Origin of the sequence: Aeromonas sp. 600527 (genome assembly GCF_049175415.1) — a bacterium.
Lineage (GTDB): Bacteria > Pseudomonadota > Gammaproteobacteria > Enterobacterales > Aeromonadaceae > Aeromonas > Aeromonas veronii_A.
In genome coordinates, this window is record NZ_JAAKVA010000001.1 from 213,462 (window position 1) to 226,185 (window position 12,724).

Annotated in this window: 7 protein-coding genes; all 7 read left to right on the forward strand. The window is 55.5% G+C overall.

Annotated elements, in window-relative coordinates; genetic code table 11:
- The first annotated feature begins 1 nt into the window (after window position 1).
- The 7 genes from G5154_RS01005 to G5154_RS01035 all read left to right on the forward strand — a co-directional run bounded on the left by G5154_RS01005 (window position 2) and on the right by G5154_RS01035 (window position 12,710).
- Window positions 2–526 carry a DUF2165 family protein gene (locus G5154_RS01005; RefSeq protein ID WP_421263843.1) on the forward strand — a complete coding sequence of 175 codons (525 nt, stop codon included), beginning with the start codon at window positions 2–4 and terminating at the stop codon, window positions 524–526.
- A gap of 165 nt (window positions 527–691) precedes the next feature.
- Window positions 692–9,124: an LPD38 domain-containing protein gene (locus G5154_RS01010; protein WP_421263844.1), complete on the forward strand. Its 8,433-nt coding sequence runs from the start codon at window positions 692–694 to the stop codon at window positions 9,122–9,124.
- Between the two features lie 61 nt (window positions 9,125–9,185).
- Complete coding sequence (locus tag G5154_RS01015) at window positions 9,186–9,392, forward strand: hypothetical protein (RefSeq protein ID WP_069528836.1); 207 nt, start codon at window positions 9,186–9,188, stop codon at window positions 9,390–9,392.
- A gap of 613 nt (window positions 9,393–10,005) precedes the next feature.
- Window positions 10,006–10,527, forward strand: a complete 522-nt coding sequence (gene yceD, locus G5154_RS01020) for a 23S rRNA accumulation protein YceD (RefSeq protein ID WP_005345553.1) — start codon at window positions 10,006–10,008, stop codon at window positions 10,525–10,527.
- A 19-nt stretch (window positions 10,528–10,546) separates the two neighbouring features.
- The gene (gene rpmF / locus G5154_RS01025; protein ID WP_005300935.1) at window positions 10,547–10,714 is read left to right on the forward strand and encodes a 50S ribosomal protein L32; all 168 of its coding nucleotides are present in this window, start codon (window positions 10,547–10,549) and stop codon (window positions 10,712–10,714) included.
- 9 nt (window positions 10,715–10,723) lie between these two features.
- Window positions 10,724–11,743, forward strand: a complete 1,020-nt coding sequence (gene plsX / locus G5154_RS01030) for a phosphate acyltransferase PlsX (RefSeq protein WP_421211009.1) — start codon at window positions 10,724–10,726, stop codon at window positions 11,741–11,743.
- 7 nt (window positions 11,744–11,750) lie between these two features.
- Window positions 11,751–12,710: a beta-ketoacyl-ACP synthase III gene (locus G5154_RS01035; RefSeq protein ID WP_040065495.1), complete on the forward strand. Its 960-nt coding sequence runs from the start codon at window positions 11,751–11,753 to the stop codon at window positions 12,708–12,710.
- Window positions 12,711–12,724 lie beyond the last annotated feature (14 nt).

The following is a 12,724-nucleotide window of genomic DNA, read 5'->3' on the forward strand; positions in this document are numbered from 1 at the left end:
AATGCCAATACTCACACTTCGTTATGCCCAGCAGATGTTTAAGAGCTTATTGGCTCTTTCTATTGCGTTGTTTGGTCTATTGGTTGCAAGTGGAAACGTCTTGGACTACGGCTCAAACTGGCAATTTGTTCAACATGTTTTGTCCATGGATAGCATGGAACCCTGGTTCAATGGTCAAGCGCTTCAAGGGCGGGCCATTACCAGTGTGACCCTTCAGAAAGCCGCATATGCCCTGATCATTCTTGGTGAATTTGTTTTTGGTTTGCTCTGTGCCTGGGGTGGGGGATTAATGCTATCTGGCACATTAACCTCCTGTCCCGAACGATTTACCCGCGGCAAGGCAGTCTTCACCTTGGGTTGTATCCCAGCATTGTTGGTGTGGTATACCGGGTTCGCGGTGATCGGTGGTGAATACTTTGCTATGTGGGCCAATCAGTGGAATGGCCAAATGAAGGCTTATACGTTCACTGGATTCATTCTCTTGAGTTTGATGTTCATCTCACAAGCCGAATCAGAGCAGGCTTAAACCAAGCCCAAAATAGAAGGCTCGTTGCTCGGCGTTGCCATTACCCGAACACAGCGTTAGCATCTCCCCATAATCGGCCAGTTTGTTTATTGGTCGCCCGCATCTGAAAGCCCTGAGCAGTTCACTGTTCGGGGCTTTTCTTTTTTATAAAACCCCGAGGACGACATGCATAAGCTTGGACTGCGTGAGGCATTACCACAGCCGCAAATTTCCGATACCCGCAACGACCCCTTTTGGAACAATCTCGATAGCAGCCTGTCTGCCGCCGCCCCATCTACCACCCAAACCCCAAAACGCGACCTCGATGTTGGCTTGAGTGATGTGGCTCGCGGGGTGGGGGCTGGGGCACTGGATCTGATTGGCGGCATCGGAGAGTTAGCACGACAGGCAAGTGACTTCGGCAAGGAGAATGCCGGCAAGCAGGGTGGTGATTACCTAGAGCAGGCCCGCGCCAATATGGCCAGAAAGCTTAGCCCAGTACTGGACGTGGTAGCCGGGGCTGGAGAGCTGGCCCAGTCAGGTGCTGAATCCCTGACCGAGGGAATGAGCAGTGATGCAAAGGAGGCGTTGAGTCGTCGGTTGGTCGATGAGACGCCTGAGGGACGGGTAACCCTCGGCGATGGTGCTGGGGACATCGATGTATGGGCCATGAAGATGGCACAGGGCATTGGCTCTTTGGTACCGACCCTTCTGGCGGGCGGCGTGACCGGGGTAGCGGCTAAGGCCAGTATCGGGCGTGCTGTCACTACATCCATGCTCAAACGAGGGGCCACCCAGCAGGTTGCTGAGGCTGTCGCCGCTAAGACTGTATCCCGGCTGGCGACTGGGGCCGCGGTAACGACCGGGGCAACAGGTTCGGTTGGTAGCGCTGGAGTTGATACCCGCGAGACTGTGCTCAATATGAGCTTCGATGAGCTGGCGGCCAGTACCACGTTCCGGGAGGCGTTTGCTCGTATTGACGAAGATCAGCAGACCCAGCACCTCTCGGACGAGGACAAGCTGGCGCTGGCCAGGCAAGAGACTGCCAACGTTGCCAGCCGTGCCACCATGAGTGATGCCAAGACATGGGGCGCGGCGGCTGTCGGCTCCATGATGGGCGATGCCATGTTGTTCAAGATGCTGGCCGGAAAGATGGCGGCCGGTGGCATGCTCAAAGGGGCTGCGAAGGGGGCTGCAGGTGAGGGGATCAGCGAAACTATTGAGGAGGGTGTGCAGCAATATGCCGTGAACGAGTCTCTGAACGAGATTGCCGGGGCGAACATTGAGCCAATGCAGGGGGTGATCTCCAGTGCTCTAGAGGGCGGTCTCATTGGCATGGGGGCTGGTGGAGTCGTGGGCTCTGTCGGTGGTGCCCGAGGTGGCAAGCCCATTTCAACCGATGCCCGGTCTGCAGAGCCAGGATCTGTTGTCGATGGTTCACCCATCTCGCCTGAGCCGCCAGCGGATATTGCACCTGCGGCATCGGCACCGGAGAGTGTTGATGCTGTCGCTAAACCTGAGATTGCCGCAGATAAGTCACCGTTAGGCCCCAGTTCCAGCCAGTTCGATGAGCTGCGTGATGTGCCCGCTTACCTGCGCCGCGACGATACCGCAGAGCGCTTCAAGGGTATGGCTGCCGATAGCGAGGTTCAGCGAGCCCTGGCCGGTGAGTTTGGCCAGTCAGTGCAGGAGTTGGTTGCTTCACAGATGCAGGCTGGCGATCAGGGCAAGAGCCTTTATGAACGCGCCCAGGCTGGCGAGCTTGGACTTGACCCGTTCGCTGGCAACAAGAGCACCCAGCAGGTGGCCATGGAGAACCAGCGCCAAGCCCTACCACTCAAAGATGTGATCTTTGCTGGTGACGCCAATGCCGCTCGGGGGGTGACCAAGGAAGGCCACTTTGATGACAAGCAGGCTGGCACAGGCCCACAGTTTCGCGGCGCAGAGCGCACTCGCTGGCAAAGCGGGCAGGAGGGGGATGTGTTGCCGCCAGAGACATCTTCCACCAAGCCCGCTGGCAAGCTGCCGGGCGCAGTGATTGAGGGTGAGGCTCGCGAGGTCGGCACCGAGTTGCTGCACCGCGATGTGGTCTATGGGGCGGATCAACAACAGCCTGATGCTAAACCGATGCACGGCAGTGTCACCGAAGCGGAAATTGGCCCGCTCCAGACCCTCCGTATCACCCGCAAAGGCAAGCCATTTGCCACTGAGAAAGAGGCGGCTATGGCAAGCCGTAAGGGTAAAGAGGTTCCGGTGAAGCTCAAAGGCGGTGGATTTGGTGTTGCTGAACTGGCAGAGGTCGAGCAAGTTCAGCGCAGAGCGCTTGAATCTTCTGCCACCAATCAGGACGATACCGGTAACAGCGGAGCGCTCCCTGCAGATAAGCACAACCCAGAGGTGAATCATGACCAGCCTGCCGAGATACTTACGCTTAGCAGTGACCGACAAGGTGATCAGCCTGGAGCAAGCGCGCCAGATACAGCGAGTTCTGAACCATCCTCTGCCGAACTCATCAGCAGAACTGGAGCCGGAGATCCAGAAGGTCTCGCTGCTTCTATACCTACACCAGCTCGACAGCCGAGCGATGACCAAACACTGATGACCCCGGCCAAAGATGCCGGGGTTGCTGTTTCTGAGCCTGCCACAGAAGTAGAGGCCGCACGTGCTGAAGTCGATACAGATCCGACGCCAGCACAGAAGGAGGCTGGTAACTACAAGAAAGGCCACCTCAGGCTGCACGGCCTGAGCATCACCCTGGAAAACCCCAAGGGTTCAATCCGAAGCGGTGCTGATAAGAATGGTAAGGCTTGGCAGACCACCATGGCGCATGACTATGGCTACATCAAACGTACCGAAGGTGCAGATGGTGATCACATCGATGTGTTTATTGGTGATCAGCATGCTAGTGACATGGTCTATGTCGTCGATCAAGTAGACCCCAAAACGGGCCTGTTTGATGAGCATAAAGCCATGCTGGGGTTTGCCGACGAGCAGTCCGCTCGGGAAGGCTATCTGGCTAACTACGAGCCGGGATGGCAAGGGCTTGGGGCGATCAAGGCTATGCCGGTCGAGGAGTTTAAAGACTGGCTGAGCAAGGGTGATACGACAAAGCCGGCAGTGGTTGAGAAGGGACACACCCCAGACAAGATCCATGATTTTGGTGAGAAGATCGGGGGCGCCCGTAAAGATACCTGGGCGGCTTACCGCGACACCTTGGAAGGCGAAAGCGCCGAACAGATAAAAGCGTTGCCCTTATCCAAAGCCTGGCCGGCGCCAGACTATGACAAGTTGGTGGCATCAGGAGTAGATCCCCACGCAGTTGCACTTGCCCGGGCTGCCCGCGACGCGATCCCTGCTAAGCCTCGAGTCAGTTACAAAGTAAGCCATTGGGCTCAAGCCGTGAAATCCCTGCGTGATCTGTCCGTGGGCCTGATGGATGGTTCCATTGACGCCAATGCGGCGAAACGGGTGATGTCTAATGCGGGCTTGCGCAGTGCCCATTCCATTCACAACCGGGCTGAACTCTATCTGGCTGTCGGCCATCAACGTAGCCTGGCCGATCTGGAGCTAAGCCTTGGTAGCTACAGCCTGTTTGAGGGGGTTAAGCATGATCCCCCCATCGGCATCTGGACCATCAGCAGACAGAGCAAATCCACTAACTTTGGACATTGGCCACGCACGATCGCATCAGGTTCAAGCAAGGCTGAGGTGCTTGCTAAGTTCAAGCGTCGATACGACGAATTGACCCAAGAGGTGAGTAAGCCAAAGGCCATCTCGTTCGACATATACAGCCGCGGCAGTCGGCAGGGCTGGATAATTGGCAAGAAAGTCGGCCGTAATCACCTTGACCTGACCGAGTCGTTCGAAAACGTCAGCGACGCACGCAAGTACCGAGTTGATCATTACGATGAGCTGGTCAGCAAGCTGGAGAAAGCCAAAAAGATCCCCCGTGAGCGCCGTGATATTAACCTGCCAAGGGTGGGGGAAGACATGCGGGGAGGGGAAGATGTTACCCCTGAACTGTTTGGGAAGGCGTTTGGCTTTCGTGGCGTCGAGTTTGGAAACTGGGTCGAGCAGGACCGGCGACAGCGTGACTTGAACAACGCCTACGATGCGCTGATGGATATGGCTGCTGTGCTTGGCATTTCACCTAAGTCGCTATCGCTAAATGGTGAGCTGGGACTGGCGTTTGGTGCGAGGGGCTCAGGGGGGGTTAACCCGGCAGCGGCTCACTATGAACCGGGTAAAGTGGTGATCAACCTGACCAAGATGAATGGCGCCGGGTCGCTTGGCCACGAGTGGTGGCATGCTCTTGATGGTTACTTCGCCAGAACCGGGGGAGAGACAGGGACCGTGATGATGACGGAGGCCCGGGTGGTCGATCTCGCCGCAAGGGGAAGCCCGTACATCCATCGTGGCTCTGTTCGAAAGGAAATGGTTGAGGCATTTGGGGCGGTCAATCGCGCAATCAAGCAAACGGCACTGAAGGAACGCTCGAAGAAGCTGGATAACAAACGAAGTAAAGCGTACTGGACCACAGACCCAGAACTCAGCGCCCGGGCCTTCGAGTCGTACTTGATTGCCAAGCTGCAAGACCAGGGCGCCAGTAACGACTATCTGGCCAACATCGTCAGTGAATCGGCCTGGGATGCTGAGGCTGAACTGGGTATCCAACTTGAGGGTAGCTATCCGTACCCCACTGCAGGAGAGATCCCGGCAATCAGGGCGGGATTTGATCAGTTTTTTGACACCATTGAGGAACGTGAGGAAGGGGATAAGCGGGTTCTCTTCTCCAAGAATGCCATTGCTGATGGGGATAAGCCTGCCAAGCACCTGACCCGTAAAGAAGCCGAGCTGGTTACAAAGGCGTGGTTCAAGCAGTACAAGGGGGCCAGCGTAATCGATGTGCAGATCCACGCCACCCAGGCTGAACTGGAGAAAGCGTTGGGTCTGCAGCCCAAAGATGGCCTGATACGCCGTGCTGCGTTTGATGATGACTCAGAAACCCTGCATGTGGCCGCAGACACCATTGCCAGCCCTAAACGGATGAGAGAGATCCTGCGCCACGAGGTGTTGGCACATTATGGCCTGGCCAAGGTGCTTGGTTCTGGCGATTACACAAAGCTGATCAGTCGGCTGCTCAAATCCAAGCAAGAGCCCAGTATGAAGGCGGTGTGGGACTGGGTAGAGACACATTATGCCGATGAAGATCTTGGTACTCAGGCAGAAGAAGTCATCGCTCACCTTGCTGAGCTTGAGCCCAGCGCATGGCGTAGGGGCTGGGATGCGGTAGTGGCTTGGGTAACCAGAGCACTACGTGCGGTGGGTTTTATACCCGACGGGATCACCCCAGCTGAAATTCGGGCTCTGATTGAGGCGCTGGCCAGCAAGATGAAACGCCCTGGTCGGCAGGACATTGGCCAGGACGGAAAGAAATTCAGCCAAGAGTCGAGCTATGGTAATGGGAGATTTACTCCTGACAAAGCAGAGGCTGATAACTATCGGCAGCAGTTGGCAAAAGCAATGAGCTCACTTCGGTCAGGTGATATTGCCATTGAGGTTGGTTCAACACCCGCAGTTCTCATGGCTGTCGGCGCCCCAAACCTAACAATGAGGGTGAGTCGGGATACGGTGCGCAAGGCGATAAACGGGGTGAAGCACGACGTAGATACAGCGACGGTAGAAGCCTTACCTGAATTATTAAGTGACCCACTGGCAATATTTGATTCGAAAACCCATCCAGGCGAATCACTCGTAGTGTTGCTGGATGCAAAAGACCAATCTGGCCGCTCAGTAGTAACCGCCATTCAATTAGGCGTTAGTGCAGGTAAGTATCTTGAAGTAAACCGAATTGCCAGTATTCATGGACGCCCTGACGAACAGGTGGGTCGATGGGTAGCGGATGGCGTGACAAAGTACATAAAGAAAAACCACCCTAGCTCTTTACTCACCAGGCTGCAATTGCCCTTAGGTTCAAGCATGGATGGTTCAGTCCCGAATGTACTGAGCGAGGATGACATTGTCAAACCAGGCCTGAAATTCAGCCAAACCCATTCCGCCACCGATAAGGCGATGGAAAAGCTCAATCTGGGCCCCAAGCCCGACATCATCGACAAGACAAGATCTAACCTTGCCAAACTACGGAACGTCGACCGGGGTGTGGTCGAGTCATGGCTAGAGCGCTTTATCAAGAAGGCCAACACCGAATTACTCGATGCGCTGGCCCCCATCAAGTACGCAGAAGATTACGCCGGCATAACGGATGCCGCTGATTCCGGCTATGTGGCGGCCAGAATGGCAACCGGAGCAGCCTCAACCATGCAGGCAACCATGCTCTATGGTCTGCCAGAGTGGAAGGATGGGGTGATCCAGAGAAAGGCTGGTACTGGTGAAAAAGATGCCCTGTTGGGCATTTTTTCTGACCTTGGAAAAGACCTTCACAACTGGTTGGGCTGGATGGCTGGCCACCGGGCAGAAATCCTGATGGCACAAGGGCGAGAAAACCTGCTGGATGCCAACGACATTGCTGCGCTAAAGGCCCTGGGGAACGGGAAAGAGGCCAAATTCCAGGATGCCAAGGCCCGCTGGAACCGCCTCAACGCAGCCACCTTGGATTTGGCGCAGGAGGCCGGGCTCTTCTCCAAGGAGGCTCGCGCAGAGTTCGAGAGCGAATGGTACATCCCGTTTTTCCGAGAAACCGAGGATGGTGATGTGCTGGCTCCATTTAAACAGAAGGGGATTGCCAACCAGAACGCCGGGATTAAGAAACTCAAAGGCGGTGAAGCCAATACGAACGATCTGCTCGAGAACATCTTTGCCTCCACCTCCAAGTTGATTGACGCCTCGATGAAGAACATGGCGGCTCAAAAGACCATTTGGAACTTGGCTGATACGGGCATTATTGAGGTGGTCGCCAAGCCAAACTTGATGGACTGGCGGGCCCTCAAGAACGGTAAGAATCTCATTACCGTGAAGCTGGAAGGGGAGGATTACATGATCCGTGTGGAGGACCCTGACCTCTATCGCGCCATGACATTCTTCGACCGCCAGCCCTTCGGGTCGATGGTCAATATGGCTTCTAAGGCCAAGCGCTTGTTGACGGCCGGGGTGACGGCCTCGCCGGAGTTCATGCTGCGCAACTTCCTGCGGGACTCTCTCTCCGGCTGGGTGATCAGCAAGGATGGCTTCAAGCCGGTGATTGACTCGATCAGAGGGGTGAGAAAAACCCTGGCAGTTGATGGCAGCACAATCGATGTGATGTTCAGCGGTGCCAGTTTCCTTGGGGGCTACGTCAATGGCAACGCGCCCTCTGCCATGGCCGATGCTGTGCGCAAGTCGCTGCGCCGTAAGGGCATGACCCCTGAGCAAATCACCCGCTACGAAAAATCCATCATCCGCAACGCAGCTCAGGCGAAAGGTGTCATTGCTGACGCCTGGGATAAGTACAGCCGTATTGGCGAGGCCCTGGAGAACGCAAACCGTGAGGCGGTCTATGAGGCCGCAATCAAAGCCGGCAAGGGACACGCACAAGCAGCCTTTGAATCAAAAGATCTGATGGACTTCTCAATGATGGGGGCCGCTCGGTTTATCCAGGCGGCCTCAATGGTCTTGCCGTTCTTTAACGCACGCCTGCAGGGGCTGGGAAAGTTGACCCGGGAGATGCATGGCAACCCCCGTGATCTGGTTAAACGAGCAGGCATAATCACGGCCATGTCGCTGGGATTACTGGCTATCAACTGGGATGACGAGCGTTATGAGGAGGTACCTGACTGGGACAAAGATGCGAACTGGCACTTCTTTATCGGTGATCAGCATTGGCGTATTCCCAAGCCCTTTGAGATCGGCGTGTTGTTCGGGACCATCCCGGAGCGCATGGTGCGTGCCATGGGCGACAAGGACACCGGGGCCCAATTTGGCAAAGCGGTTGCCCGGGCCATCGGGGATACCTTCGCGCTCAACCCAACCCCTCAAATTGTGAAGCCTCTTGTAGAGGCCGCATTCAACTATGACACCTTCCGGGGTGGGCCTATCGACGGGCCACAAGATCTAAACCTGATTGCGGAGGCACGCTACAACGAGCAAACCAGTTTGCTGATGCGCGAGCTTGGCGAGCTGTCTGGTTTCTCGCCCAAGCAGCTTGAGCATCTGGTTATTGGTTACACCGGCACGATGGGCAGCTATGTCATGGCTGCTGCAGATGGTTTAATCCGAACAACCCAGCCTGGTGAGTCAGCTGGTTGGCGGGCAGACGAAATCCCTTTACTGAAAGCAATCTATCGAGGGACTGGGCCGGCAAAATCCACGCAGCATTTAGAAGAGTTCTATCAGATGCTGAACGAGGTCAATCAGCTCAAGCGAACCATTGACCAATATCGCAGGGAAGGGCGGATTGAAGCTGCAAACACGCTCCAGGCAACACATGGTGAAGTGCTGAAGTCCCGGCAGAGCCTCGGGTGGACGCAGCAGAAGATCCGAGTTGTCAGGAACAAGATAGAGCTCATTCAGAGGGACAAGACCTTAGATGCTGAGCAGAAGCGCCGGCGGATTGATGAGCTCTTGGCTCGCCGCAATGACTTGGCATACCAAGCGGTCAATAAGAATCGATCTTCATGGGAATAGCGGCTCTGTTCAGATTGGAGAACCCGGGATTAGGCTGGCCTATTCCAAAGGAGGGTTCGCCATGTGGTTGTTACTGGCCATCATTTGTATGGCTGTCGCACTGAAAGCTGCAAGTTTCAGTTTCACGATTGCTCTGATACCGGCCGCTCTCGGGTGCTGGTGCTTCAGCAAATCCAACAGAGAAAGCCTGGAAACCTTCATGGCGTGGATGTTCTTTCTTTGTTTGTTGGGGTTTGGGCTCACCTTGTTGATTTCAATATTCCGTTAGGTTGTGGGCTCATACCTGCGTTGAGCAACAATTTCCATTGCCCTTTCGATAGCTTCGAGTGCTGTCCTCAGTGTTTCCTCAAGATGTTAGATTTTCCTCTTGCTATGCCTTTGTTCGGTTTCCTACGGCCGTAAGGACGGAGGGCAAAAGCGGGAGACTACTGCATGGAATCAATACTGGAGGAGCTCGAGAGGTATCTTGAGAGTTTGGATCTGGCACCTCAGGAAGCTCATACGATCTCGCTTTATCTGGCAAGGCTTCGTGAAGAGGCTATGAGACAGGAAGTGTGACGACCCTTAACTCAACCCGCCGATGGCGGGTTTTTGTACACCGTAAAGGTGGGTCTTTCTTGGGGCAATTTTGGGGCAAAACGAAAGGTGAAATGAGGGGAAAAGGGGTAGGGAGGGTCAGTGTATGAAGTTCTAAACACGCAGAACCCCTTGTATCTGCTGATTCTTTGCCAGACCCAGTGTTGGGTTCTGCCGTTTGTGGCATAATTAGGTACCGATGAAAGCGAGTACCGGCATTCTAGGGACTTGTGACGTTAAAATCATCGGCGGTAAGGACTTTTTCCTTTGACTATCAGTTGTTGGACCTATATTATTCGCGCCCTATGCAAAAGGTGAAGTTGCCCGTTAAGGTTGATCCAGTCCGTAGTGCCTTGAAGCTGCTCGATTACATCGGGATAGTGGAAAAGTCGCAGATGCCCAGGCTGGAGGAATCAACCGCTGGCTTGCAGAGTGATATCGAGGTATCACTGCACTTTGGCAAAGATGTCCAGAAGTTGACCGTTATGAAAGGCACTGCCCATGCCAAGGTTGACCTGGTTTGCCAACGTTGCGGAGAGACATTCGAACACCTCTGTGAAGCTGAATTTATCTACACTCCGCTGTTCGAAAGAACAAACGAGGAAGAACTGCCGGAAGCTTATGAGCCCATTGAGTTGGACGAAAACGGCGAGATAGATCTTCATCAAATCCTGGAGGATGAGCTCATCCTCTCGTTGCCTCAAGTCGCAATGCATTCTCTGGATGCCTGCCCGAGAGGAAACATGGAGATGACCTGGGGTGAAATCGAACCTGCTGATGAGCGGCCGAATCCCTTTGCAGTTCTTGAAGAGCTTAAACGTAAGTGAATTTAGGAGTTAGCCTACAATGGCCGTACAACAGAACCGTAAAACCCGTGCCAAGCGTGGCATGCGTCGTTCCCACGATGCGCTGACCACCGCTGCCCTGACTGTTGATCAGACCAGTGGCGAAATTCATCGTCGTCACCACGTGACTGCCGATGGTTTCTACCGCGGTAAAAAGGTAATCGCTTAAGGATTGCCTTTGTCTACGCAAACTGTCGCGCTAGACATCATGGGGGGAGATATTGGCCCCTCGGAAACAGTGCCTGCCGCCGTGCAGGCACTGTCTCTTTTACCCCAGCTAAAACTGATCCTGGTCGGTGACCACCACCAGACCTCCTCTCTGCTGCAGCAACATGGCTTGCTGAATCATCCCCGCGTTCGTTTCGTACATGCATCCCAGGTGGTTGGCATGGGTGATAAACCGATCGTGGCGCTGCGAACTCTGAAAGACTCCTCCATGCGGGTGGTACTCAATCTGGTGAAAGCCGGTGAGGCCGATGCCTGCGTCAGTGCTGGCAATACCGGTGCGTTGATGGCGATGGCCAAGTGCGTGCTCAAATCCCTGCCCGGGGTAGACAGACCCGCCCTTATCAAGGCGCTGCCGACATTGAGCGGCAAACGTACCGTGATGCTGGATCTAGGCGCCAACGTCAGTTGCGATGCGGATACCTTGCTGCAGTTTGCGGTGATGGGCTCCGTCGTGGCCGAAAAGGTAGAAGGCATTGCATCACCCCGTGTTGCCTTGCTCAACATCGGCGAGGAGGAGATCAAGGGCAACGATCTGGTGCGCCACAGCGCCGAATTGTTGCGTCAGTGTCCCGCACTCAATTATGTCGGGTTCATCGAAGGGGATCGCATCTTCAGCGGCGACAGCGACGTGATCGTCTGCGACGGTTTTGTCGGCAATGTCTCCCTCAAGACGGCAGAAGGGGTGGTGCGGATGATGGCTCAGCTGGCCGGATATCCCCGCAAGAAACGCACTTTTCTTGGCCGGATCGCCGGATTTATGTTCAAACGGCGTTTTTCTTACCTGAACCCCGACCAGTATAACGGAGCAAGTCTGTTAGGATTGCGCGGCATTGTGGTAAAAAGTCATGGGCGGGCCGAACGGCGCGCTCTGTGTAATGCGATCCTGCTGGCCGCACAAGAGGCCAAACATCAACTTCCACTGCAAATAGCAGATCGCCTTGAAGCTGTCTTCTCTGACAGGGATCTATAAGAACTCTATGCATAGCAAAATTCTGGGTACTGGCAGCTACCTGCCGAGTTCAGTGCGGACTAACGCCGATCTCGAGCAGATGGTTGAGACCAGTGATGAGTGGATCGTGGAACGCACCGGTATCCGTGAGCGCCGTATTGCCGGGGCTGACGAAACCGTTGCCACCCTCTCTTACCAGGCCGCCCTGCGCGCCCTGGATGCAGCCGGCCTGACCGCTGCCGATCTCGATATGATAGTGCTGGCCACCACCAGTGCTGAAAATGCCTTCCCGGCTGCCGCCTGCGAGCTGCAGGGGCTGCTCGGCGTTCCGGGCATTCCTGCCTTTGACGTGGCTGCTGCTTGCGCAGGCTTCACCTACGCACTCTCCATTGCCGATCAATTCGTCAAATCCGGCGCCGCCCGCCATGTGCTGGTCGTCGGGGCCGATGTGCTCTCCCGCATGTGCGATCCGCAAGATCGCGGCACCATCATCCTGTTTGGTGACGGGGCCGGGGCTGTGATTGTCGGTGCCAGCGAGACGCCGGGCATCCTCTCTACCCATCTTCATGCCGATGGCCGTTATGGCGAGCTGCTCAAGCTGCCTCATCCCCGTCGTGGCATGCCGGGTGCCGAGCTCGAAGCCTACATGTATATGAAGGGCAACGATGTCTTCAAGGTAGCAGTCACCCGTCTGAGCGAGATCGTAACCGAAACGTTGGCCGCTGCCGGTATCGAGCCGAGCGAGCTGGATTGGCTGGTGCCGCATCAAGCCAACTTCCGCATCATCAGTGCCACCGCCAAGAAGCTGGGTATGAGCCTCGATAAAGTGGTACTGACCCTCGACAAGCACGGCAATACCTCTGCCGCTTCTGTTCCGGTTGCCTTCGACGAAGGGGTGCGGGATGGCCGGATCAAACCGGGTCAGCTGGTTCTGCTGGAGGCCTTTGGCGGCGGTTTCGCCTGGGGCTCGGCGCTGGTTCGCCTTTGATCTTCGGCGGGATG

Coding starts and splice junctions, on each gene's coding strand:
- G5154_RS01005 (WP_421263843.1), top strand. CDS start 2: ATGCCAATACTCACACTTCGTTATGCCCAGCAGATGTTTAAGAGCTTA.
- rpmF (WP_005300935.1), top strand. CDS start 10,547: ATGGCCGTACAACAGAACCGTAAAACCCGTGCCAAGCGTGGCATGCGT.
- G5154_RS01015 (WP_069528836.1), top strand. CDS start 9,186: ATGTGGTTGTTACTGGCCATCATTTGTATGGCTGTCGCACTGAAAGCT.
- G5154_RS01010 (WP_421263844.1), top strand. CDS start 692: ATGCATAAGCTTGGACTGCGTGAGGCATTACCACAGCCGCAAATTTCC.
- G5154_RS01035 (WP_040065495.1), top strand. CDS start 11,751: ATGCATAGCAAAATTCTGGGTACTGGCAGCTACCTGCCGAGTTCAGTG.
- yceD (WP_005345553.1), top strand. CDS start 10,006: ATGCAAAAGGTGAAGTTGCCCGTTAAGGTTGATCCAGTCCGTAGTGCC.